Origin of the sequence: Gorillibacterium timonense (assembly GCF_001457415.1) — a bacterium.
Classification (GTDB): domain Bacteria; phylum Bacillota; class Bacilli; order Paenibacillales; family NBRC-103111; genus Gorillibacterium; species Gorillibacterium timonense.
The window spans coordinates 25,459-49,805 of sequence record NZ_LN881723.1; the positions used below are offsets into that span (position 1 = coordinate 25,459).

Genomic DNA, 24,347 nt, shown 5'->3' on the forward strand with positions numbered 1-24,347 from the left:
TGGCTGGAGCGTGTCATCAAACCCATGGTTTGGCTTAAGTGATGATTATGATGGTCTGAAGGATACGTAGAACCGAATTGGCGAAGATCGGGATGGAAGACACGCTCTCTACTCCGTTTTAGCGGAACATGCCCCACAGGCGGATAAGATGAAAGGTGTTGTTCGGATCGATTTTCTGATCGAGAACGAAGCGAATGATGCCGCTGCGCTGGCGTTCGTTCAAATGTTCGCCAAGGATGGCCGATAACCTACTGACCAAACGCCCGACCGTTGCCGAATCCTGAAGATGGAATTTGGTGAGCCCGTTAATTTCCGCTTTCACTCGATCTTTGACGAGGGGATTCTTCATCTTGGCTTTCACCCGATCGACCAAGGCCTGATCGACCCCATAATTCAAATAGCTCATGTCTGCACCTCCCGTACATTCCACTGTATGAAGGCGCATGGCAAAAAAGAAGCCCGCACCCGAAATCGGGCGCGGACCGGTCATCAATCGAGCAGTTCACCGCTCATGATTCCTTCGCGTTCAAGATAACGCCGAAGCTCTCCATATTCGAGAGACGTCCAAAATTCGGAGCGGCTGACAAGCGCAGCGGCATCGTCTCTCGCTTCCTCCAGCACAGCGAAATCCGCCATCATATCGGCGACCTTGAACTCGGGCAAGCCGCTCTGCTTCGTTCCGAAGAAATCGCCCGGACCGCGCAGCTCAAGATCCTTGCGCGCGATCTCAAAGCCGTCGTTCGTTTCGGTCATCGCCCGCAGCCGTTCCTTCCCCGTCTCGCTCTTCGGTTCCGCAATGAGGATGCAATAGGATTGATGCTCCCCTCGTCCAACCCGACCGCGCAGCTGGTGAAGCTGAGACAGGCCGAAACGGTCGGCATCGTAGATGACCATCACCGTCGCATTGGGAACGTCGACGCCCACTTCGATGACGGTGGTGGAGACCAGCACCTGTACGGTTCCTTCGGCGAAGGAGGACATGACCGCATCCTTCTCGGCAGCAGGCATTCTTCCGTGCAGAAGGCCCACCTTCAACCGGGGAAAGAGATGCGTCAACTCCGCGTGAAGATCTAGCGCATTCTGCACATCCAGCTTCTCCGACTCCTCGATCAGCGGGCAGATGATATAAGCCTGGCGGCCTTTATCCACTTCCTTGGCGATGAACTTCATGATGCGTTCCAGCATTCCATGACCGACCGAATACGTTTCGATCGGTAATCGGCCCTTTGGAAGCTCTTGCAGCGTCGAAACATCCAAATCTCCAAAAGCTGTAATGGCAAGTGTCCGCGGGATGGGGGTCGCCGTCATGCTGAGAATATCGGGATTCATCCCTTTGCGCCGCAGTACCGCGCGCTGGTTGACGCCGAACCGATGCTGTTCATCGGTCACGACAAGCCCCAGTTGCCGAAAATAGACATCGTCCTGGATGAGAGCATGAGTACCCACCACGATATCGGTCATCCCCATCTGCAGGGAAGCAAGCGCTTCTCTTCGCTCACGCGCCGTTAAGCTGCCGGTAAGCAGCCCCACATGAATCCCATATGGTTCAAAAAGCTTCGCCAAGGACCGCCTATGCTGATCCGCGAGAATTTCGGTAGGAACCATCAACGCTCCTTGGAAGCCCGCCTTCACGACGGCAAAGAGCGCAACGGCGGCCACGACCGTTTTCCCGGAGCCGACATCTCCTTGAAGAAGACGATTCATTGAGGATGGCCGCTGCAGATCGTCGAGAATCTCAGCAATGACCTTGAGCTGCGATTCGGTTAGCCGGAACGGCAGCGATTTGACAAAGGCACGGACAACGGGCAGATCGACCGGATGGGCGATTCCGTCGGCTCTCTTGCGCGTTAGTGCGCGGAAAGCTTGCATCTTCAATTGAAAAAAGAAGAACTCCTCATAGACGATACGCTTGCGTGCCCGAGCGCCTTCTTCCAGGCTTCCCGGTTGATGAATGAGCGCGACGGCCTGCTTGCGCGCCATAAAGTCGTACTTCGCGCATAGCTCGTTCGGCAAATTCTCGCCGATCATCGCGCCAAATTGACGCAGTGCCTGCTGAATCATCTTGCGCATCCATTGGAGCGAGATGGGACCGCCAACCGAGTAGACCGGCTGAAGGGTCCCGCTTCGTCCGTCCGTCTTGCCGGGAAATTCCGATTCGGACACGGTGATCTGCTGCCTGTGCGAATCCCATTTGCCGGTCAGGATGATCTCCGTTCCCGGGCGAAGCTTATCCTTCAGGAAATGTCGGTTAAACCAAACCGCTGAAACAAAAAAACGATCGATCATCACCCGGGAGGTCAGCCTTGACTTCGAACGGCCCATCATCTGCAGGGAAGGCTCGCTGTATACCTTTCCTTCAACGGTAACCTTCTCTCCGTCCTTTACTTCCGACAGGTCACGCAGCCGATAATCCTCGTACCGGAATGGAAAATAATCAAGAAGCCCGCCGACGGAGGAGACCCCCAGTGCGCTGAGGTCCTCCGCCTTTTGCGGGCCTATTCCGTGTACTTCACGGACAGGAATCGAATATAAGTCCCTACTCATGCCTTGATCACGAAGAGAGCGATGGTTCCCGGACCTGAATGGCTGCCCACCGCCGGGCCGACCCAGGTAAAGGTCGTCCGCTTCACATTGAAATGGCGATTGATCAGCGCACTGAGCGTTTCGGCTTCTTGGAGCGCATTTCCGTGAGAAATGCCGACTTCGATTGGTTCATTCGGACTCCATGTCTCATGAAGAAACTCAAGAATGCGGTCCATGGCTTTCCGGTGTCCGCGCACCTTATCCACCGAGGTGATCTCCCCGTCCTCATCGATGGAGAGAATTGGTTTAATGTGGAGCAGAGAACCGAGAATGGCGGCAGCTTTGCCGATTCTTCCGCCTTTATGAAGATACTGCAGCGTATTTACTAGAAAATAGAGTGAAAATTTCTCGTCAAGTTCTTTTAAGAGCGCAAGGATTTCTTCTTTGCTTTTGCCAGCCTGTGCTGCTTCCGCCGCCCGGACTACTCGGATTCCCGTTCCGAAAGAAGCGGTTTTCGAATCGATGACCGTGATGTCCCTGCCTTCCTCCATCATGGACTTGGCGAGCACTGCGGATTGATAAGTGCCGCTCAGAGCAGACGACAGATGGATGGAAATGACCGATGTAGCGGGATCTTCGCTGGTCAGCGATTTGTACTTGGCGAGAAAATCGACGGGCGAAGGCTGGGAGGACTTCCACAGCAAAGACGATTCGGCAAACCTATCATAAAATTCCTTCGGATGAATGGTGACCGAATCCACATAAGACTGAATGCCGAAATGCACCTTTAAGGGGACCACTTCGATATCAAGCCGTCTGCGGATATCCTCAGGAATGTCTGCCGTGCTGTCGGTTACCACGCGAACCTTGCTCATACCGTCACCCCTTACTCGACTGCAAACAGATAAGGATACAGCGGTTGTCCACCCAGGTGAACCTCCACTTCGGCATCCGGATAGCTCGCCGTTACATAATCAGCAAGCCGAGTTGTTTCTTCTTCACGGGCATCTTCCCCGGTCAGGAAGGTCACGATCTCTCCGCCGTTTGCCAGCATGCTGTCGAGCAGCTTGCAGGAGGCTTCGATCAGATCGGGCTCCGAAACCACGATTTTGCCATCGCGAATACCGAGGAAATCCCCTTCTTTTATCGCAATTTCATCGATGGACGTATCCCGGACCGCTTGGGTCACTTGGCCGGAAATCACTTGCGCGATCGCCTTGGTCATGGCTTCGGTATTGGTTGCCGTATCCGCCGTTTCCTGGAAAGAAACCAACGCTGCCATGCATTGAGGAATCGTCTTAGTAGGAATGACGACGACTTCTTTGCCTTCCAGCAGCTCTTTGGCTTGCTGAGCCGCCATGATGATGTTGGAGTTGTTCGGGAAAACATAGACGGTGTCCGCCGCCACCTGCTCGATGGCATGAACGATATCCTCGGTGCTCGGATTCATCGTTTGTCCACCAGAGATCACGACATCGACACCGAGACTTTCGAAGATTTCCGTGATCCCGTGCCCCATGGCAACCGCCACGAAGCCGAACGGAACCGGCGGCAGCTCTTCCTCAGCAGCCGTTACGGTAACCGGTTCGGGAATATCTTCCGTTACCGGGACCTCGGCGCTGATTTCCCGGCTGATGGTATCCGCCGCTGCCGAGCTCGGAGCCGCATAGCGGGTATCGTATTCGTTGCTAAGGAGAATGTGGGTATGCTGCTCCCGCATGTTCTCGATCTTGATGCGGGTCAAATCCCCGAATGTCATGGCATGGTTCATCACCGTACCGGGATGTTCCGCATGGACATGAACCTTCACGAGATCATCATCGGCAACGACGAGCAGCGAATCGCCCATCTCGCTCAGCTTGCTCCGGAAAGTGTTTTCGTCAAACGGATGAAGTTTGATCTTCTCGGGTACAAGCTTAATGATGAATTCCGTGCAGTAGCCGAATTCAATATCCTCGGTGGCAAGCATCGATTGAGCGGTGCCACCCTGGTGGGGATGAGGTGCAGCAGACACTTCGCCTTGGCTCGCTGCAGCCGGGATCTCCTGGGTGTCTGCAACGGCTTGTCCGGTCAATGCGGCGAGAAAGCCTTCGTAGACGCAGAGAAGCCCTTGACCTCCAGCATCCACTACGCCAACCTGTTTCAGTACCGGAAGCAGATCGGGCGTCTTGGCGAGAGACTGCCTGGCCGCCTCGCAAACCTCGGTCATCAGCTCGACCACATCCGTTGTTCTCCTCGATACATAGAGAGCATGCTTTGCCGTTTCCTTGGCAACGGTGAGGATGGTTCCTTCCACCGGCTTGACGACCGCTTTGTAAGCCGTCTCGACGCCTTGCTGCAGCGCTGCTGCGAATTGAGCGGGCGTCACTTCGGAATAGGGCTGCACGGACTTGGCAAAGCCGCGGAATAGCTGGGACAGTATGACGCCCGAGTTTCCGCGTGCGCCCATGAGCAAGCCCTTGGATAGCGCATCAGCGGCTTTGCCGATTTCGGCAGCCGGCTTCCGCTTCATTTCCTCCATCCCGGATGTCATTGTCAAATTCATGTTGGTGCCGGTGTCTCCATCCGGAACAGGGAACACGTTGAGTGCGTTCACGTTATTTACGTTATTCCGCAGATTGCCCGCTCCCGCAATGACCATTTGGGCAAAGTCGGTTCCATTTAAGACTGTAAAGCGCTTACTCAAGAAAATATCTCCTTCCGGTAGGGTCAAGCACCGCGTACGCCCTGCACAATGATATTGACAAAATCGACTTTCAAGCCAAACACTTCATTCAATACGTATTTTACCCGGTTTTGCACATTGTGCGCGACTTCGGAAATCTTGGTTCCATAACTCACAATGATGTAGAGGTCAATGTGCAGCCCGTCTTGTTCATATCGGATTTCGACGCCGCGGCTCAGGTTCTCACGCCCAAGCAACTCGGAAATACCGTCTTTGAACTGCTTCCGGGAGGACATGCCCACAAGCCCGTAGCAATCAAGAGCGGCAGACCCGGCAAGCACGGCCACGACCTGGTCCGACACGTGCACATTTCCTTTCTCGTAAGTAAGCTCGATCGGCATTGTTTTCCATCACCTTTGTTTCATCTAGATTCGGGATTAACTCCCATTGTACTATAATCAAGCTAAGAAAGAAATGCAAATTCATGGTCCCGTACCTGCCGAAAACCGTCAGCAGGCGGTTGACTACCCGATTTTGGCTATGCTATTATGTTCTAGTATGTTTTTCACGCATGGAATTTTCGGATGATGAACGGACTTTCTCCGGATGAGTCTTAAGGAGGTGTATCAAATGTCTCGCAAATGCTTTGTAACCGGCAAATCGCCGAAATCGGGCAACAACGTTTCCCACGCGAACAACAAAACGAAGCGCTCCTGGGGCGTCAATGTGCAAAAAGTGCGCATTCTCGTCGATGGCAAGCCTAAGCGCGTTTATGTAAGCACCCGCGCCCTGAAGGCCGGCAAAGTTACCCGCGTGTAACGCCGTACTTTCAAAATGGTATGAATCGGAACGATTAAAAGCACCTGGCCTCCAGGTGCTTTTTGCCGTCCATGCGGCCAAATGCAACTCCAGTCAATGGTTCTTGCTGAAGGTGTTCAGCAGCGCTTTGACAACCCCTCCGATGAACTTGGGGAGTTTGATCGTGTAAAACTTCATTTGCCAACCGCCTCCGATCGCCAGAATCGAATCACGTATTCCCCGCCCGGTTCCCCCACGTACCGCCTGCCAACGTTTTTCAAGCCGAAGAAAAAGGCTGCAAAAGCGGTCTGCGCTCCTGCAACCCATTTTATGACTGGATGATGTCCGATATTCCCGTTCGATTACTTTTTCTCTACCCCGGTCATGTAAATGGGGTTGATATACCAACCGTTCATATATGCCAAAGCCACGTAGATGACGGTGAACAGCAGCGTTAGAATCACAGCAGTGACGATCATGCCGATGCGGAGTCCCCAACCTTCGTTGCGTTTGAAATATTGAAAGCCGACATAAAGGGAACCGACCGAAAACAGATAGCGCACAAAGCCGGGAAGCAGGATGAAGAGGGACATGCCCACCGAAATCGCAAAGCTGAAGCCGATGAACTCCAGCGTTTTACGCATGCGTCCCTCCCCCTTCACGGATAGCTCGGATAGCCTGCGCGCGGTCGGATTGGCCGAACACAGCATTTCCCGCCACAAGAACGTCGGCGCCGGCTGCCGCCACGATTCCGGCTGTCTCCGCCTGAATGCCTCCGTCCACTTCAATGTGAACATGGGATAATCCCCGCTCATCCAGCAGTCGGCGAAGCTCCTTGATCTTCGGAACCACCGAAGGAATGAACTTCTGCCCGCCAAAGCCCGGGTTGACCGTCATGAGCAGGACCAGCTCCACGTCATCCCATACATGCTTGATCCATTCCAGCGGAGTTGCCGGATTCAGAACGACTCCCGGCTTCACCCCGTGATCCCGAATCAACTGCAGCGTCCGGTTCAAATGCGTACAGGCTTCCACGTGAACGCTGATGTAATCCGCACCTGCTTTGGCAAAGTCCGGGATGTAGGCATCCGGATGCTCGATCATGAGATGAACATCGAACGGGAGCTTAGTAACCGGACGAACGGCGCGGACGATCGGAGGGCCGAAGGTTAAGTTCGGAACAAAGTGGCCGTCCATGATGTCCACATGGATCCAGTCCGCCCCGCCGTTCTCGGCATCGCGGATTTCGTCTCCCAGCCGGGAAAAGTCAGCGGAGAGGATGGATGGGGCAATTCGCAATGGATGCAAGATCTAATACCTCCGTTTACGTTCCTTGATTTCCGTCAAAAACTGCAGGTAATGCTCGTACCTCCAAGAGGCGAGTTCTCCTTGTTCCACCGCAGCCCGGACAGCGCAGCCCGGCTCCTTGTGATGCAGGCAGCCGCGAAAGCGGCACGCCGGAGCGTAAGTGTGCAAATCCCGGAAGCAATCCGACAGTTCCTCCGCTTCCAGCTCGAGAAAATCGAGTTGGCTGAAACCGGGAGTATCGGCAACCCAGCCGCCGTTCAGCGGGATGAGCTCCACATGCCGGGTGGTATGCTTGCCGCGGCCGAGCCTCATGCTGATCTCGTCGGTCGCTAGCTTGAGCCCGGGAAGCAGAGCGTTGACCAGGGATGACTTCCCGACGCCCGATTGACCGGCAAAGACGCTGACCGTACCGGACAATCGGGCGCGTACGGCATCAATGCCCTCCATCTGCTTCGAGCTGGTGATGAAGATGTCATACCCCATCCGACGGTAAGGTTCAATGCGGGATACCCACTCCGTATCCTCCGGCTTCAAATCCGTCTTGGTTAGAACGATCACCGTGTCGAGCCCGGCCTTCTCGATGTGGACGAGAAATTTGTCCAGCAGTTGGTCGTTGAAGGCCGGCTCCTGAACGGAAAAGACGAGAACGGCCAGCTCTGTGTTCGCAATCGGCGGACGAATGAGCTCGCTCGTTCTTTCTCCGATCGCGTCGACGGTGCCCTCCCCGTTCTCGGTCAGGCTGAAGTCGACTCGATCACCGACAAGTGGAGAGACTTTGTGTTTTTTGAAAATTCCTCGGGCCCGGCATTGCACGAGCGCTTCCGTCCCCGGGGCTTGCCCCTCCGGAAGCACGTAGTAATACCCGCTCAATGCTTTGACGATTAAGCCTTTCGCCATATCAGTTTCCCTTCTCGGTAGCTTCAGGATTCGCGCTGCCGGATACCGGCGTCGCTTCACCGTTCGATGGAGTAGGAGAACTTGGCTCCGAATTTCCGGCGCTCGGCGTTTCCGTTGCGGTCGGGGTAGGAGTCGTGGTCGGGACCGACTTGGAATCAAGGTAGTTCTGGTACGTAAACGTTTGTTGCAGGAACAAAGCATTGTCGCGGAACACCTTGATCTTCGCCGGAACGTCCTTGGTCACCGTAAACGGAACGTTGAGCACCGTCTCTTCCTTGATTTGCTTCGTGTCGACGATGCGGTTGTCGGAGCGAGCATCGCTCACTTCGATGCGCACCGTGGAAGCTTGACCGGCCTTAGCCGGGGCAATCGGAAGATCGATCGACCAGTCCGCCGCGTCGGACGGCTGCCCTGTCGACACATAGAGCGTGATGTTCGTCGCTCCGGCATCAACCTCATCGCCTTCATTATAGGGATGCTGTTCGAAGACGATACCTTCGGGCTGGTCGAAGTTAGCCCGCTTGACAATGTTGTTGTCGCTCACTTTAAGCCCTCTCGCAGCCAGCATATCTTTGGCGACGCTGAGCTTCTTGCCGACCAGATTCGGCATCGTTGCAACCTCGCGCCCTTGACTCGTCTTGAAGGTGATGCTGTCCTTGAGCGGATTGAAAGGATCGCCCGCTTTCACGGATTGCTCCACAATCGTGCCCTCCTCCTTGTCGGAGAACTCCGGCTCTTCGGTTATGCGTGCCGGATCCATCCCGAGCGCGGCCAATGCCGAGACGGCATCCTCCAGCTTGAGGCCGACAAAGTTATCGATGGCAACCGAGTCCGGACCGGTGCTGACATAGAGCTGAACCACGTAATCGGGCTTCACCTTCATCGAGCCGGGACCGCCTGTTGGGTTTTGGCTGATGACGATGTCTTTCTCGACCTTCGGATCGCTCTTGTCGTTGCGCTCGGCCTTCAGCTTCGCCTCGTCCAAGATCTGAACGGCTTCGTTGTAGCTCTTGCCGGTGACATCCGGAATCGTAATGTCTTCGGGAGCCGCCATCTTCTTCACTTGCTGAGCGGCGATGAGAAGCCCCACCACTACGATGATGAAAATACCGGCCCAAATGGCGGGTTTCACCCATATTTTCTTCTTGGGCGCAGGAGCTTGGGAAGAGGGACGGTATTCCTCCTTACGGGGAGCCGAATAGCTGCTGTCGGGACGGATCGCTGGAATCACACGCGTCCGCTCCTCGTCTTCTTCGTCGATCTCCTGGAAAACCCGCTTCGGTTCGTTGCGGCGCTCCGGACGGAGGCAGGATTCGAGATCCGTCAGCATTTCCTTCGCGGACCGGTACCGGTTGTCCGGATTTTTGCGCATGGCTTTCAGAATGATGTTCTCGACGCTCTGCGGGATAAGCGGATTCACCCGGCGGGGCTCCTCCACATTCTCCTGCAGATGCTTAAGCGCTACGCTGACAGGACTTTCTCCCGAAAAGGGAAGTTTGGCCGTCAGCATCTGATACAGCACGATCCCCAGGGAGTAGATGTCGGACTTGGCTCCAGCTGCGGTGCCTTTTGCATGCTCAGGCGAAAAATAATGAACCGATCCCACCACAGAGCCCGTCTGCGTGATGCTGGAGGAGGCGCCGGCCCGGGCGATCCCGAAGTCCGTTACCTTCACCCGCCCATTGCGGCCGATGAGGATATTGTGCGGCTTGATGTCTCGGTGGATGATCTGGTTGCTGTGGGCATGGTCGAGCGCGTCGCAGATTTGGGAAGCGATATTGACGGCTTCCTCCACCTGCAGGGGAGCCTTTTCTTTAATCAGATCATTGAGCGTATACCCTTCCACATACTCCATAACGATATAATGAATGTCTTCCCGCTGCCCCACGTCGTAGATGCTTACGATATTGGGATGGGACAGGGCGGCAGCCGATTGGGCCTCTCTGCGAAAACGTTGAATGAATTCCTCGTCGTGCACAAATTGGGGGCGGAGCACCTTGACGGCGACAATCCGGTTGAGAAGAATGTCGCGAGCTTTATAGACAAGGGCCATTCCTCCCCCGCCTACTCGGTCAAGTATTTCGTAGCGTCCGGCGAGCGTTTGACCGATCATCGTCATCCTCCTACCTGGGCCGGTTCCGCCGGAGCATTTTCCAGCAAAACAACCGTAATGTTATCGTCTCCGCCTTCCGCGAGCGCTAGCTCTACGAGCGAATCCGCTGTCTTCTCAAGATCGCGGCCAGCGCCGAGCAATTGCTCGATTACCGGCTCGGAGATCATCCCGCTGAGTCCATCGCTGCAGAGCAGCGCGATATCGCCCGGCTTCCACGGATAATAGCGGATGTCGGCATTTACGCTCGCATCGGTGCCGAGAGCGCGAATCAGAACATTCCGCCGCGGATGCTTCTCCGCTTCCTCCTTGGTCAACTGACCGGAACGGACCAGCTCATAGACGAGCGAATGGTCCTCGGTGAGCTGAGCCAGCTTGCCATCCTGATACAAGTACGCGCGGCTGTCTCCGATATGGGCCACTAGCAATCCGTTTGCGTCCGCCAGGACGACCACGACGGTCGTGCCCATGCCGTTAAACTGTTCCTGAGAGCGGGCCATCTCGTAGATGCGAGTATTGGCCGAAGCGATCGCAGCAGCCAGCTTCTCCTCGTTCACTGCACTCGGTTCGTCCGGCTCAATGCCATGCAGTCGTTCGTGGATCAGCTCTACGGCGAGCTGACTCGCCGTGTCCCCCGCTTGATGTCCTCCCATCCCGTCGGCCACAATCGCCAAGGTTAATCCTTGAAGCTCGGGCACTACCAGGGCTCGATCTTCATTCACGACACGGACGTTGCCGATGTCGGTTCTGCTGGCTGTTCTCATCCCCATCACCTCTTGGCACTTGAATCCATATGTTTGGCACGCAGCTGTCCGCATGCCGCCGCGATATCGCTGCCCTGTTCCCGGCGGATCGTCGCGTTGATTTTGCCGCGCTCCAGCACGCGCTGGAATTCGAAGATGTCGTTTCGCGAGGTGCGCGTAAACTTTCGCTCATGCACATAGTTCACCGGAATCAAGTTCACGTGGCTGAGCGGAACATGCTCCTTGAGAAGCGCGGCCAGTTCCTCCGCATGCTCCGGCTGGTCGTTCACTCCGCCCATCAGAGCGTATTCAAACGTGATGCGCCTTCCGGTTTTCTCTACGTAGTACTTGCAGGCTTCAATCACTTCGGCAAGCGGAAACCGCCGGTTCACCGGCATCAGCTTCGAGCGAAGAGCATCGTTCGGGGCGTGGATCGAAAGCGCTAGGTTGATCTGCGTGTCCTCGTCCGCGAAGCGGATAATGTTCGGAGCGATTCCGCTCGTCGACACGGTGATGTGCCTCTGGCCGATCGCGAGTCCCTTCTCGTGAATCATCACCCGGAGGAATTTCATCGTGGCGTCGTAATTCTCGAACGGCTCGCCAATCCCCATGACGACGATGCTGCTCACCCTCTCCCCGGTCGCATCCAGCATCTGCTGAGCTTTGACGACCTGGGCGATAATTTCGCCGGGGGCGAGATCCCGCTTCAGACCGCCGAGCGTCGAAGCGCAGAAGGTGCAGCCGACCCGGCAGCCCACCTGCGTGGTCACGCAGACGCTGTTGCCGTAATCATGCTTCATGATGACGGTTTCGATCGCGTTTTTGTCCTGAAGCTCAAAGAGGAATTTCACGGTTCCGTCTTGAGAGGATTGCTGAGCGATCTCGTTCAGCGTGACGAATTGAAATTGCTCCGCCAGCTTATCCCTCAAGGCTTTGGAGAGATTGGTCATATCCTCGAAGCGACTTACCCGTTTGGCATACAGCCAGTCGAAGATTTGCCCCGCACGAAAAGAGGGCTCCTTGTTCTCCTTCGCCCAAACCTGCCAGTCTTCATATGTCAAATCGTAGATGAACGGTTTCACAAGATCCCACCTAAATCGAAAGTTTGAACGTTTCGCTTATCCCGGAACGGTTATGCGAACCGAGCCCGTGCGTTCATTCATCCCTTTATTTTACCATAGGTCGGGGAGCTTTGCCCAATCGGGCGATAAAAAAGCCATCCGTCCCAAAATCGCTTGGCAGCAGCTGCAGAGTCCCTCCGCGCGCCTCATCGGTCAGAACAGCGATCCTCTCGGCCGATGGACGCCGCCGGCCGGCCGTAGCTTGCTTAGTCGCATTCTCTGAAAGCGGCTCGGAAACAGTCGCCGGTTGAACCGAAGCGAATCCGTGAATGAGCTTCTCCGGAAAAGACACCGGGTGGAACTCCGGATGCCGATTGAGGAAGGCTGTCACTTGGGCGCTGTTTTCCTCCGGTTCGGTCGTGCAGGTGCTGTAGACGAGCACGCCACCCGGCTTCAGCAGCCCGTGAACCGCTTCCAGCAACTCCTGTTGAAGGGCTGCCAGCTCCGCAATCTCCTCTTCCCGCTTGGTCCATTTCAGCTCCGGCTTGCGGCGGATGACACCTAGTCCCGAGCAAGGAGCGTCCAGCAGAATGCAATCGAAGCTCTCCGGGGGATACTGCTTGGACAATTCGCGCGCGTCGGAGACCACCGTCTTCACGATGCTAAGGCCGAGCCGCTTCGCCTGCCCGGCGATGAGCGCTTCCTTGTGCGGGTGGACGTCGCAGGAGACGACTTCTCCCGTGTTCTCCATCGCCTCGGCGAGATGAGCCGTTTTGCCGCCCGGAGCCGCGCAGCAATCGAGAACACGCATCCCCGGTTCAGGCGCGAGCGCTTCCGCCACAAGCATGGAGCTTTCGTCCTGCAGGCTCAGCATCCCGTTCTTGAACCAATCGGTTCCGGCCATATTTCCGCCGCTTTCAATGACGAGGCCGGGAACAGGTAATTCCGAGAGATGCGCATCCAATCCGTTCACCGCCATCTCCCGCGCCAGTTGATCCGGCGACGTCTTCAACCGGTTCACCCGAACGCTCGCGTGGGGAGCCTCGTTGTTTGCGGCGAGGATGGCTTCCGCTGCCGCCTCTCCGTATCGGGCAACGTATCGGTTGACTAACCATTCCGGATGGGACTGGGTTAATGCAATCCGCTCACTCTCCGAAAGCCCCTCAGCCAGCGCAAGCTGGTCCTTCTGACGAAGAATCGAGCGCAGTACTCCGTTGACCATGCCGGAAATGCCGGAATGTCCCCGCCGCTTCGCGATATTGACCGCTTCACTCACCGCCGCGTGCGCGGGAATCCGGTCCAAAAAGACAAGCTGGTAAAAGCTCATGCGCAATAGGCTCAACACCCACGGCTCAAGCTTGACCAGCCCTCCCTTGACGAAGCGCGCTAGATGATAATCGATCGTATTCTTCCGTTGGATCGTCCCGTAAACCAATTCGGTGGCAAGCCCCGCATCGGCTCGCGAAAGCGACAACCGTTCCAGGGTGTTACCGAGCAGCAGATTGCTGTAGGACCGGTCCTTCTCGACTCTTGTCAAGATGTCCAAAGCCGCTTCTCGCGCGCTACCTGCTAACTTTGCTTGCGATGGCTTGCGATCGGCCGGTTGCTTGGCGGCCGTCTTCCTCGGAGACCCCGGAGCCTGTCCTCTGCGTTCGCTCATAGGCCGTCCGCTCCTTCCAGCGAAGCATCCGCTCCGAGCACATCCCCCGGACGGATTCCTCCTCCGCGGCCATAAGCGGCGGCGTCCATCGCTTTGCGTCCGGAAGGTTGAACTTCCGTAAGCCAGAGCGTTCCGTTCCCGGTAGCAACCTCGATCCCATCCCCGTTCACAGTCAGAACGGTTCCCGGCAAGCTTTGCGCCGAAGCGGACCCAGCGGTCGAATCGGCTTGTCCCTTCGGGGGAGCGGCCATCCACACCTTAAACACCTCGCCGTTATGCAGCGTATAGGCTACCGGCCACGGGTTCAACCCGCGAATCTGGTTGAACAGCACGTTCGCCGGACGCGACCAATCCAGCTGTTCATCCTCCCGCTTGATGGTCGGGGAATGCGTGGCTTCCGCTACATTCTGCGGTACTGCGGTGATCTTCCCGGCGATCAGCTCCGGCAGCGTGCGGCGCAAGAGTTCGGCGCCTTCTACGCTTAGCTTGTCGAACAAAGTACCTGCTGTATCCTCGTCCGTAATCGGGACAACAACCTTGCTGATCATATCTCCCGTGTCGATCCCCTCGGCCATGTACATGATCGTGACGCCGGATTCCGCATCTCCATTCATGACGGCATACTGAATAGGCGCGCCGCCCCGGTATTTGGGAAGCAGCGAGCCGTGAACGTTGATGCAGCCAAGCCTCGGCAGCTCCAGCACCGCTTTCGGCAGGATTTGGCCGTAGGCTGCGGTGACGATCAGATCCGGCGCAAGCGCGGCTACCTTGGCCACCGCTTCCGGACGGCGAAGGCGCTCCGGCTGGAGCACGGGAATGCCGTGCTCCAGCGCTTCCACCTTCACCGGAGTGGGCGTCAACACCCGTTTGCGCCCCTTCGGCCGATCGGGCTGCGTGACGACTCCGACGATTTCGTAGCCTTCTTCCAGCAGAACCCGAAGCGAAGGCACGGCAAAATCAGGAGTTCCCATGAACAAGATCTTCACACGGCTCATGACTCGCCCTCTGCCTCCTCATCATCCTCCGGCTCGTTGTAGACCTTCACGGCGATATCCGTAAACAAGACGCCGTTCAAATGGTCCACTTCATGCTGGATGCAGCGGGCTAGCAGGTCGGTTCCCTCAATTTCCACTTCATTGCCCTCACGGTCGATTCCTCGCACCTTCACCCTCTGGGCGCGCTTCACATCGCCGAGGAGTCCGGGAATGCTCAGGCAGCCTTCCGGTCCCAGCTGCTCGCCTTCTTTGAAGAAGATTTCAGGGTTCACCAACTGAATCAAGCCGTGCTCATCCCCCACGTCCATGACGATGGCGCGCTTCAGAATTCCGATCTGCGGAGCGGCGAGACCGACGCCAGGCGCATCGTACATCGTGTCGGCCATGTCATCGAGCAGCTTCTGGATATTCGGGGTAATCTTCGGAACGGGCTTCGCCGTTTGGCGAAGCACCGGATCGGGTTGTTTTACGATAATGCGGATGGCCATGCCAACCACCTTCCTCTCGCTTTATAAAAATGTGTATTTCCAGAATCGCCGGCTCATGCCGAGCCAAGCAGAATTCGGCCAATCCTCACATGAGCATGAGCGGATCCACGTCAATGCTGATCTGCAAGTTGTCCTTGGCGCATTCCTCATCGAAGGCGGCAGCCGCTTTGTCCACAAGCCTCGAGACAGCGGCGCTTCCCCGATATTTTACCATGCAGCGAAACCGATATCTATCTTTGATGCGGGGGATTGGCGAAGCGACAGGCCCGAGAACCTCCACTTCCCCTTCGGGAGGAAGCCCTCCCCCATCCGGCAACCCTGCAAACAAATCCATGGGGACAGGAGCCGATGAATCCTTGTAGACCCCTTCCAGCTTGGCCAAGTCACGAAGCTTGTGGGCGAAGGCTTCCGCCGCGCGAACCAGCTTCTGGATATCCGTGTGCGACAGAGTGACGAGGATCAGCCCGCAATAAGGCGGATATCCGCATACCTGCCGAACGGCCAGCTCTTCCTCCACGAAGCCGATATAATCATGCTGCGCCGAGCGGAGGATGCTGTAATGATCGGGGTTGTAGGTTTGGACGAACACCTCTCCGGGAAGCTGATGCCGGCCCGCTCGTCCCGCCACCTGCGTCAACAGCTGGAAGGTGCGCTCCGCCGCCCGGAAATCCGGCAGTCCGAGCACGGTATCCGCCGCGATGACCCCGACTAGCGTCACATCGGGAAAATCGAGCCCCTTCGCTACCATCTGCGTGCCGAGCAGGACATCAGCCTGCTTTTTGCGGAAGAGGGTCAGCCACTTCTCGTGGGAGCCCTTCTCGGTCGTCGTATCGACATCCATGCGGATGACACGGATGCCGGGATATAGCTTAGCAAGCTCCTCCTCAACCTTCTGCGTACCGGTGCCGAAATAGCGAATGTGCTTGCTGCCGCAATCCGGACAAGCTTCGGGCTGTCGCTCCGTATAACCGCAGTAATGGCAGCGGACGAGCCTGGAGCTTTGGTGATAGGTTAGCGAGATGTCGCAATGAGGGCATTGCAGCGTAAATCCGCAGGTGCGGCACATGACGAAGGTGGAATACCCCCGGCGATTGAGCAGCAGCACGGATTGCTCTCCACGCTCCAAGCGTTCGCCTAGCGCCTTGTGCAGCGGCCGGCTGAACATCGAGCGATTGCCTTCGGAGAGCTCATTTCTCATGTCTACAATATGAACCGGCGGCAGCGGTCTGTTTTCAACGCGCTCGGCCATCGTCAGGAGGCGATATGGCGGGCCAGGATAAGCAGCCGAGGGAGTGGCGAGGCGGGAATCCTGAGGCATTCGCCCCGGGATTGCGCTCTGCCCGGCTGCCGCCGCTTCCTTAGCGGCAAGGGTACTCCCCGGCGGCGGCACCGGCAGCGCTCGGTAATAGCTCTCCAGGGACGGGGTGGCGGAGCCCAGCACGACCGTCGCCTGATGGGCGCGAGCCCGCTCCACCGCCACTTCTCGGGCGTGGTACTTCGGACTTTCCTCCTGCTTATAGGAGGTTTCATGCTCTTCGTCGATGATGATCAAGCCGAGCCGGGTAAACGGGGCGAATACGGCAGAGCGTGCGCCGATCACGACGCGAACGAGCTTCATGCTGATCTTGCGCCACTCATCATAGCGTTCCCCCGTGGAAAGACGGCTGTGCAGAACCGCCACCTCGTCTCCGAACCGTCCCTTAAACCGTTCAACCATCTGCGGGGTAAGCGAGATTTCGGGAACGAGCACGATGGCTTCCTTATCCAGGTCGAGGCATTGCTGAATCGCCTGAAGGTACACCTCCGTCTTGCCGCTGCCCGTTACGCCGTGCAGGAGAAAGACTTCTTGGCGCGAGCGCACGACAGCCTGCCGAATCGGCTCGAACACCGCCTGCTGCTCAGGTGTGAGCGCGAGCGGAGACGTGCGGGCGAAATGGCGGCCGGCATAAGGATCGCGCAGCACCTCCACCTCTCGGAGCTCCAGCCAACCTTTGTCCGCGAGGCTCTTGACCGTGCCGGCTCCCACATTCAGCTGTACCATGAGCTCGGTCAACCGTATAGGCAGTGGGTGCTTCGCAAGGTGCAGCAGCACTTCCTTTTGCCGCGAGGCTTGTGCGGGCAGTTCCTCTGCGTAAGCTGCGAGTGATGTGGCATCCTGTGGCGGGAATACCGTGAGGGCCTTTTTCTTGGCCATCCGGTTGCGAATCGCTTGAGTCTCTTCCATAACCCCGGTTCGAATCTGCTCGCGGATCCATAAGCTCTCTTCGGGGAATCGTTGCAGCAGGGCATCCAGGGAAACGCTCCCCTTCTCTTGGATGAAGGAGATGATTTCATCCTGGCCGGTCACGCGAAGCTGCCATGGATTGTCGCTGACGCTGTCGCTCAGCGTGACCTGCCGCTCGTATTTCGCTTTGAGCGCGGCGGGAATCATCGCCTGCAGCGCAGTCAGCTCATGGCACAGGTAGGTCCTGCTCATCCAGCGGGCAAGCTCAACCAGCTCTGGCGTGAGCGGAGGATACATATCCAGCACATGATCGACAGCCTTTAGCCGTTTGCGGTCCACCTCCGACTCAACCGACAGCTCGACGACGAATCCGAGCACGGTTCGCGGACCGAAGGGAACGCCTACGCGGCTGCCGACTTCGATCCAGGGCTCAAGAGCCGGTGGCACGATATAGTCGAAGGGGCGATTGGTCTGCTTGGCAGCCACGTCGACGACGACTTTGGCGTACATTATGCTTTTCCTCCGGCGTTCATCCGTTCTGCCGCCACTTGCAGGATGCGATTCGCCGTCTCGCGCTTACCGAGCACAGGAAGCGCAAGCGCAGGGCCGTTCTTATCGAAGATGGTGACGATATTCGTATCCTTACCGAAGCCGGCCTGATCTTGGGAGACGTCATTGGCGACAAGCAGATCGCAATTTTTGCGCACCAGCTTGTCCATGGCATAGCTCTCCAGCTGTTCCGTTTCCGCCGCAAAGCCGATTAGGAATTGATGCTCCTTCCGCCGGCCCAGCTCTTCGAGGATATCGGGATTCTTCACCAACGTCACATTCAGGGTCTCGCCGGTTTTCTTGATCTTTTGCGCAGCGGTCTCAGAAGGACGATAATCGGCCACTGCTGCGGCCTTGACCACCAGATCCATCTCGTTGTATCGGGACAAGACCTCCGCTTCCATCTCCAAAGCAGACTCGGCCCGGATCACCGTGACATCCGAAGGGAACGCTTCGGACACGCGTGCGGCGATCAGCGTGACGTCCGCCCCCATGTCTCTCGCTGCTTCCGCCAGTGCAAAGCCCATTTTGCCCGAGGAATCATTGGTGAAATAGCGAACGGGGTCGAGCCGTTCTACGGTCCCGCCTGCGGTTATCATGACCTTCTTGCCTGCGAGCAGCTTGGGAGCTTCAAGAGAGGCGAAATGCGCTTTGACGTACTCAACGATCGCTTCCGGTTCTTCCAGGCGGCCTTTGCCCACGTAGCCGCAAGCGAGCTGGCCGACTCCCGGCTCGATGAACTGAACCCCTCGCTCCCGCAGAATCTCCATGTTCGCCTGTGTAGCGGGATGAGCGTACATATGTACATTCATGGCCGGAGCCGCCAGGATCGGGGAGGTGGTGGCAAGCAAAATCGTGCTGAGCATATCATCGGCAATGCCGTGCGCCATCTTGGCCAGCATGTTGGCGGTCGCCGGAGCAATCACCACCGCGTCCGCCCGGTCGGCCAGATCGATGTGCGAAATCACTTTCGGATCCAGCTCGTCAAAGGTGTCTACTCGCACGGCTTCATGCGATAACGCTTGAAATGTGGCGGGGGCGACGAGCTTGGTCGCCGATTCCGTCATCACGACATGCACCTTCGCTCCCGCCTGCGTCAGTTTGCTGCAGAGTGCAGCCGCTTTATAAGCCGCGATTCCTCCGCATACCCCCAAAATGATCGTCTTGCCCTTCATCCGTGTCACCCTCCCGTATCTCCCTGCCGATCGGCCGGATTATCGACTTTCAAAAACCCTTCACAGGAAAAAAATAACAACCCTGCGGTTGTTATCTCGAATGTGTTGAATCTCGAATGGGTCGAACGATTCTTTATTTAACCGTTTCCTTGCTTTGAATCTTTTCGTAAGAAATTTGGCCTCCGTACAGCTCTTCAAGAGCCACTCCGACCATTTTGTGAGCTTTCGGGTTTACGATCTCCTGATGGGCTCCCTCTCTCAGCATGCGCGCTCGCTTGGAGACGGCGACAACCAGGGAGTACTTACTATCAACTTTATCCAGCAACTTGTCAATCGACGGGTATAACATTCAATGCACCTCTTCTAACCATTTTTGGATGGCGGGCATAAACCGCTCCCGCTTGCAATGCTCGGCGGTCAAGATCGCCTGAATGCGGCTGCATGCCAGGTCGACCTGGTCATTCACGATCGCATAGTCATAATGCTTGACGAGCTCCATTTCATAGCGAGCCGCTACCATACGATCCGCGATCACTTCTTCGGATTCCGTACCCCGACCGATAATCCTCGATTCAAGCTCATCAAACGAAGGAGGGAGCAGGAATAGAAAGACACCCTCAGGAAACTTTTGCTTCACGGTTAGAGCCCCTTGAACATCGATTTCAAGGATGATGTCCTTGCCTTCTTCAAGGGTCTTCACGACAAATTCCTTTGGTGTGCCATAGTAATTCCCCACGTACTCCGCCCATTCGAGCAATTCATCCTTCTCAATCATGGAGAGAAATTGCTCTTTCGTACGATAAAAATAATTGACGCCTTCCCGTTCCCCCTCGCGAGGAATGCGGGTCGTGGCGGATACGGAATAGATAAGATCACTCGTCCGTTCCCTCAAAGCGGAACAAACCGTCCCTTTGCCGACACCCGAAGGGCCGGATAGCACGATCAGGATGCCCCGTTCTTTGGTTTGCGCAAGCTGGCTGCTATTCGTCATTGTCGTCGTCCTTATTCGAAAGTCGGTGAGCGACGGTCTCGGGCTGAACGGCGGATAGGATCACGTGATCGCTGTCCGTTATGATAACAGCTCGCGTGCGTCTTCCGTACGTTGCATCAATCAGCATGTGACGGTCGCGCGCTTCTTGGATGATCCGCTTGATCGGCGCCGATTCCGGACTTACGATGGAGATGATGCGGTTCGCCGAAACGATATTGCCGAATCCGATATTGATGAGTTTGATGGCCATTTGGTTCCTCCCATGAAGGTGTCCCGGCATGATGAATGCTGTATGGCGCGGGTCATATCCGTCACTCGATATTTTGTACCTGCTCGCGGATCTTCTCCAGCTCCGCTTTCATTTCAACGACGATGCCCGCCATTCCGGCATCGCCCGCTTTGGAGCCGACGGTGTTGATCTCCCGGTTCATTTCCTGGATGAGAAAATCCAGCTTACGGCCCGAAGGCTCCTCCGATCGCAGCAGCTCGGCAAATTGTCCGAAATGACTCGTCAGTCGGGTAAGCTCTTCGTCTACATTGCATCGTTCTGCAAAAATGGCGGCTTCCATGGCGACGCGCTGCTCGTCAAGTGGGATACTGTCCAGCAGCTCGCGAAGCCGCATGGTGAGCCGCTCCCGATAACCATGGACAATCTGCGGAGCTCGGACAGCCAGTTCATCCCGGTAAGTGCGCAGAACGGCAAGCCTCTCCTGCAAATCTTCTTGAAGGTGTCTTCCTTCGGTCTCTCGCATGGCAAGCAGATGCTCGGCCGCTTCGCCGAAGCCGTCGAGGACGAGCTCGTGAAGAGCGTCGCTGTCTGTTTCAGGCGCTTCCCGTTTTATCAGCAGGTCCGGTATGGCCAAAATCTCATGAACGGAGATGTCGGAATGCAGCCCATAACGCCGTGCGATTTCCTCCGCGGCTGCCAAGTAGCGATCCGCCGCCTCCCAGTTCACATGAAAAGCCGAGGAGTCTCCGGTTTCCCGGTCTATGGTGATCGAGGCGTCCGTTCTTCCCCTTTTGACTAGCCGCCTCACTTCCTGCTTCAGAGCCTCTTCCATCGAAAGCAGCTCTCTGGGCAATCGAATGGCGATCTCACTGTACCGGTGATTGACCGTCTTCATTTCGATGCGGACCGTATACCCGTTCCCCGTCCTCAGCGCCTGCCCAAATCCTGTCATACTTCGAATCATAGCATCACTTCCGATATCCTATTTTAGAATATCGGCAAGATTCCCGCAACCTCTATCTTTTTGCCCGATATTCGCACGATAATCGCATTTTCTCGCTGGATAATTCCTTCTAGAACGCTGTCACCCTATCGGCCGGATGATCCTATGTCACTGGCTGACGGTGGATGTTGCCAATCCCCATCATTCACCTGAGCTGTGCAGCCTGCTCCCGAATATGCCGGGTAAGCTCGGCTGTCATATCCGAGAACAGCATCGGTGTCATCAAATAGATCCCGTTGAAATAACGGACGGCCGTATCCGCAAGCTCTCTGGCAATTTCGACGCCCGCTGCACGACCTTCGGCTCCTGACAACCCCTTCATCCGATTGCGAATATTCTCTGGGATTCGGATACCGGGCACCTCATGATGGAGAAATTCGGCGTTACGCTCGCTCATGAGAGGCATGATGCCGATGAAAACCGGAGCGTCCAAATGTCTCGTAGCTTCATACAGCTTTTCTATTTTCTCCGGGTCGTATACCGGTTGGGTCATAAAAAAATGAGCCCCGGCCTCGATTTTCTTCTCCATGCGCTGGATGGCCTTATCCAAATATTTCACGTTAGGGTCCAGAGCGGCCCCGATCACAAAGCTTGCCTTCTCCTTGAGTGGCTTGCCGGAATAGGCGACCCCCTCATTGAGCTGACGCATCATGCGGATGAGGTCGAGCGAATTCATGTCGAACACCGAGCTTGCATCCGGCAGATCGCCAACCCGGGCCGGATCGCCGGTCACTGCCAGAACATGGCGGATGCCCATCGCATGCATGCCCATCAGATGCGACTGGGTGCCGATGGCATTGCGGTCGCGGCATGCGACGTGAAGCAGCGGGCGAACGCCGAGCTTGTCCTTCACCAAATGCCCGACGGACAAGTTGCTCACGCGCGTCATGGCTAGCGAGTTGTCCGCCATGGTGAGGGCATCCACTCCCGCATCCCGCAGCTCCGCCGATGCCTTCATATAGCGGTCGATGGACAGGTCGCGTGGGGAGTCGAGCTCGACGATGACGGTATGCCGCCGCTTGACCAGATCAATGAGAGAGGGCTCGACCGGCGCAACGGGGGTGACCGCTCTCGCCGAATAGACGGGCCGTTTCTCGGCCGGCACTTGATTCGAAGCGGGCTGGGTGACCTGCACCGCCGGCGGATCGGCGACCCATCCTGCCTCGGCGTAGCTTCGCAAAGCTTGCGTGATGGCCGCTACATGCTCGGGAGTCGTCCCGCAGCAGCCGCCGATCAGCCGCACGCCGCGTTCCATAAACCCGGGAACCTTATCCGCAAAGTAATCCGGCTCGGCCCGGTAAGTCACCTTCCCCTCCTCAATACCGGGGAGTCCGGCATTGGGATAGACGGAGAGCGGAAGCTCCGGGAGCGAATCCAGCTTTTCAATGGCACGCCGGATGCCGTCCGGTCCGCTGTGGCAGTTGAAGCCGATGATATCCGCCCCTTCCTCCTGCAGCTGGCGGAAGGCTGTTGGAAAGGGAATACCGTCCTGAGTCGTACCGCTGCCGTCTGTAGCAAATTGGCAGATCAGCACCGTATCGCTAAGCTTGCGAACCGTGCGAACGGCGGCGAGCATCTCGGATAACTCGTAGAACGTTTCCAGCAGGATGCCGTCCGCACCCGCTTCCAAAAGAGCGCCAATCTGCTCGGTGAAGGCCTGCTGAATCGTCTCGTCGCTGATCCTTCGGCGCCTCCCGCCTCGCAGAGAACCGACCGCCCCCACGACATAGGCATCTTCGCCAACCGCTTTGCGAGCGAGAAGGACGCCTTCACGATTGATGGCCGCCGTCTCCTCTTCTAGGCCGAACTTGGCGAGCTTTTCGCGATTGGCGGAGAAGGTGTTCGTTTCGATTACCCGAGCGCCTGCTTCGTAATACTGCCGATGAATGTCCATGATGACATCGGGTCGGATCAGATTGAATTCTTCATAGGGAATGCCGACCGGAAAACCCATCTGATATAAGTAAGTTCCCATGGCCCCGTCTCCGACCAGAGCCCCATTGTGCAATGCGGTGCGTAAATCCGGTTTCATTCCAAGCTCTCCTTCTTTCGGTCTAGTACGAGGTCGAGCTCCAACTCAAAGCGTGCCTCGGAAAACTTCCTCGGCTGGTCCGGTCATGTAGACCCGACCGTCTTCTTCGCTCCATTCGATCGTAAGATCTCCTCCGGCGAGAGATACCGTGGCTTTGCGTGGCGAATGGCCGTTCAATACCGCAGCGACCAAAGACGCACAAGCGCCCGTGCCGCAGGCGAGCGTCGATCCGGCTCCCCGTTCCCACACCCGCATGATCAGATGCTCCGGCGAACGGACGGTCACGAACTCGACATTTGTTTTGCGCGGAAATGCGGGGTGATGCTCCAGAATCGGGCCCCATTCCGCCAAATTCACTTGTTCGGCCTGTTCCGTGAAGATCACGCAATGCGGATTGCCCATGGACACAGCGGTAAAGCGGAATTCTCTTCCCCCGGCTTCCAGTACCTGATCGACGATCGATTCTCCTTCCAAAGTCGTGGGAATGGCAGCTGCATTCAGAATCGGTTTGCCCATGTCGACCCGAACCGCCGCTGCCATGCCGTCGGCCACGGTGATCTCAACCGGCTGAACGCCAGCTCCGATCGTCTCGATTGTCATCAAGGTCCGGGGAACAATCGCCCGGTCGAACAAATATTTCGCAGCGCAACGGATGGCATTTCCGCACTGTTCCGGCTCCGTTCCGTCTGAATTGATAATCCGCATCATCATGTCGGCTTCAGCCGAAGGCAGCAAATAGACGACTCCGTCCGCTCCGATGCCGAAATGGCGATCACACCAGCGCTTGGCAAATTCCGAAGCATCCGCAGGGAGAGCCTTCTCTCCATAGATGATAATAAAATCGTTTCCGATCCCCTGCATCTTGACAAATTCCATTCGTGACACCCTCCAGTATC

Annotated in this window: 24 protein-coding genes; 1 reads left to right on the plus strand and 23 read right to left on the minus strand. The window is 56.7% G+C overall.

Translation table 11 applies throughout. From position 1 onward, the window contains the following. Positions 1-118 precede the first annotated feature (118 nt). The 5 genes from BN2684_RS07875 to BN2684_RS07895 all read right to left on the minus strand — a co-directional run bounded on the left by BN2684_RS07875 (position 119) and on the right by BN2684_RS07895 (position 5,589). Positions 119-406 (minus strand): stage VI sporulation protein F, encoded by a 288-nt coding sequence (locus tag BN2684_RS07875; protein ID WP_058301639.1) that lies wholly within the window; start codon positions 404-406, stop codon positions 119-121. Between the two features lie 83 nt (positions 407-489). Then, on the minus strand, positions 490-2,544 hold the full coding sequence (recG, locus tag BN2684_RS07880; RefSeq protein WP_058301640.1) for an ATP-dependent DNA helicase RecG: 2,055 nt from the start codon (positions 2,542-2,544) through the stop codon (positions 490-492). Then, complete coding sequence (locus BN2684_RS07885) at positions 2,541-3,398, minus strand: DegV family protein (protein ID WP_058301641.1); 858 nt, start codon at positions 3,396-3,398, stop codon at positions 2,541-2,543. The genes recG and BN2684_RS07885 overlap by 4 nt, the downstream gene beginning before the upstream one ends. An 11-nt stretch (positions 3,399-3,409) precedes the next feature. Continuing rightward, positions 3,410-5,209 (minus strand): DAK2 domain-containing protein, encoded by a 1,800-nt coding sequence (locus BN2684_RS07890; protein WP_058301642.1) that lies wholly within the window; start codon positions 5,207-5,209, stop codon positions 3,410-3,412. A 23-nt stretch (positions 5,210-5,232) separates the two neighbouring features. Beyond that, positions 5,233-5,589, minus strand: coding sequence for an Asp23/Gls24 family envelope stress response protein (locus BN2684_RS07895; RefSeq protein ID WP_058301643.1), 357 nt, complete (start codon positions 5,587-5,589; stop codon positions 5,233-5,235). Positions 5,590-5,818: 229 nt separating this feature from the next. Here BN2684_RS07895 and rpmB point away from each other — a divergent pair, with 229 nt between their 5' ends. Next, positions 5,819-6,007 (plus strand): 50S ribosomal protein L28, encoded by a 189-nt coding sequence (gene rpmB / locus BN2684_RS07900; RefSeq protein WP_058301644.1) that lies wholly within the window; start codon positions 5,819-5,821, stop codon positions 6,005-6,007. Between the two features lie 93 nt (positions 6,008-6,100). Here the strand turns inward: rpmB and spoVM are convergent, their stop codons facing one another. From spoVM to dapF, 18 genes are all read right to left on the minus strand, one after another. Then, a complete protein-coding gene (spoVM, locus tag BN2684_RS07905; protein WP_058301645.1) occupies positions 6,101-6,184 on the minus strand; it encodes a stage V sporulation protein SpoVM in 84 nt (27 codons plus the stop codon). A 164-nt stretch (positions 6,185-6,348) separates the two neighbouring features. Beyond that, the gene (locus BN2684_RS07910; RefSeq protein WP_058301646.1) at positions 6,349-6,630 is read right to left on the minus strand and encodes a hypothetical protein; all 282 of its coding nucleotides are present in this window, start codon (positions 6,628-6,630) and stop codon (positions 6,349-6,351) included. Then, positions 6,623-7,294, minus strand: a complete 672-nt coding sequence (gene rpe, locus BN2684_RS07915; RefSeq protein WP_058301647.1) for a ribulose-phosphate 3-epimerase — start codon at positions 7,292-7,294, stop codon at positions 6,623-6,625. Before rpe ends, BN2684_RS07910 begins: the two co-directional genes overlap by 8 nt. Before the next feature lie 3 nt (positions 7,295-7,297). Beyond that, positions 7,298-8,191, minus strand: a complete 894-nt coding sequence (gene rsgA, locus BN2684_RS07920; RefSeq protein WP_058301648.1) for a ribosome small subunit-dependent GTPase A — start codon at positions 8,189-8,191, stop codon at positions 7,298-7,300. Position 8,192: 1 nt separating this feature from the next. Continuing rightward, complete coding sequence (gene pknB / locus BN2684_RS07925; RefSeq protein WP_058301649.1) at positions 8,193-10,304, minus strand: Stk1 family PASTA domain-containing Ser/Thr kinase; 2,112 nt, start codon at positions 10,302-10,304, stop codon at positions 8,193-8,195. Positions 10,305-10,306: 2 nt separating this feature from the next. Beyond that, on the minus strand, positions 10,307-11,065 hold the full coding sequence (locus tag BN2684_RS07930) for a Stp1/IreP family PP2C-type Ser/Thr phosphatase (RefSeq protein WP_058301650.1): 759 nt from the start codon (positions 11,063-11,065) through the stop codon (positions 10,307-10,309). Positions 11,066-11,070: 5 nt separating this feature from the next. Then, complete coding sequence (gene rlmN, locus BN2684_RS07935; RefSeq protein ID WP_058301651.1) at positions 11,071-12,126, minus strand: dual-specificity RNA methyltransferase RlmN; 1,056 nt, start codon at positions 12,124-12,126, stop codon at positions 11,071-11,073. Between the two features lie 85 nt (positions 12,127-12,211). Beyond that, complete coding sequence (rsmB, locus tag BN2684_RS07940) at positions 12,212-13,765, minus strand: 16S rRNA (cytosine(967)-C(5))-methyltransferase RsmB (protein WP_058301652.1); 1,554 nt, start codon at positions 13,763-13,765, stop codon at positions 12,212-12,214. Further along, positions 13,762-14,751 (minus strand): methionyl-tRNA formyltransferase, encoded by a 990-nt coding sequence (fmt, locus tag BN2684_RS07945; protein WP_187385769.1) that lies wholly within the window; start codon positions 14,749-14,751, stop codon positions 13,762-13,764. Before fmt ends, rsmB begins: the two co-directional genes overlap by 4 nt. A 5-nt stretch (positions 14,752-14,756) precedes the next feature. Then, on the minus strand, positions 14,757-15,248 hold the full coding sequence (gene def / locus BN2684_RS07950) for a peptide deformylase (RefSeq protein ID WP_058301653.1): 492 nt from the start codon (positions 15,246-15,248) through the stop codon (positions 14,757-14,759). 85 nt (positions 15,249-15,333) lie between these two features. Continuing rightward, positions 15,334-17,982 (minus strand): primosomal protein N', encoded by a 2,649-nt coding sequence (gene priA / locus BN2684_RS07955; RefSeq protein WP_058301654.1) that lies wholly within the window; start codon positions 17,980-17,982, stop codon positions 15,334-15,336. Continuing rightward, the gene (gene coaBC, locus BN2684_RS07960) at positions 17,982-19,196 is read right to left on the minus strand and encodes a bifunctional phosphopantothenoylcysteine decarboxylase/phosphopantothenate--cysteine ligase CoaBC (protein ID WP_058301655.1); all 1,215 of its coding nucleotides are present in this window, start codon (positions 19,194-19,196) and stop codon (positions 17,982-17,984) included. Before coaBC ends, priA begins: the two co-directional genes overlap by 1 nt. Before the next feature lie 133 nt (positions 19,197-19,329). Further along, a complete protein-coding gene (gene rpoZ / locus BN2684_RS07965) occupies positions 19,330-19,545 on the minus strand; it encodes a DNA-directed RNA polymerase subunit omega (RefSeq protein WP_058301656.1) in 216 nt (71 codons plus the stop codon). Continuing rightward, positions 19,546-20,187 carry a guanylate kinase gene (gene gmk, locus BN2684_RS07970; RefSeq protein WP_058301657.1) on the minus strand — a complete coding sequence of 214 codons (642 nt, stop codon included), beginning with the start codon at positions 20,185-20,187 and terminating at the stop codon, positions 19,546-19,548. It lies immediately after the preceding gene. Further along, positions 20,177-20,437: an extracellular matrix/biofilm regulator RemA gene (gene remA, locus BN2684_RS07975; protein ID WP_040948586.1), complete on the minus strand. Its 261-nt coding sequence runs from the start codon at positions 20,435-20,437 to the stop codon at positions 20,177-20,179. The genes gmk and remA overlap by 11 nt, the downstream gene beginning before the upstream one ends. A gap of 61 nt (positions 20,438-20,498) precedes the next feature. Then, positions 20,499-21,380, minus strand: coding sequence for a YicC/YloC family endoribonuclease (locus BN2684_RS07980; protein ID WP_058301658.1), 882 nt, complete (start codon positions 21,378-21,380; stop codon positions 20,499-20,501). A gap of 184 nt (positions 21,381-21,564) precedes the next feature. Beyond that, positions 21,565-23,451 carry a bifunctional homocysteine S-methyltransferase/methylenetetrahydrofolate reductase gene (locus BN2684_RS07985; RefSeq protein ID WP_058301659.1) on the minus strand — a complete coding sequence of 629 codons (1,887 nt, stop codon included), beginning with the start codon at positions 23,449-23,451 and terminating at the stop codon, positions 21,565-21,567. A 45-nt stretch (positions 23,452-23,496) separates the two neighbouring features. Further along, positions 23,497-24,327 carry a diaminopimelate epimerase gene (gene dapF, locus BN2684_RS07990; RefSeq protein ID WP_058301660.1) on the minus strand — a complete coding sequence of 277 codons (831 nt, stop codon included), beginning with the start codon at positions 24,325-24,327 and terminating at the stop codon, positions 23,497-23,499. Positions 24,328-24,347: the final 20 nt, after the last annotated feature.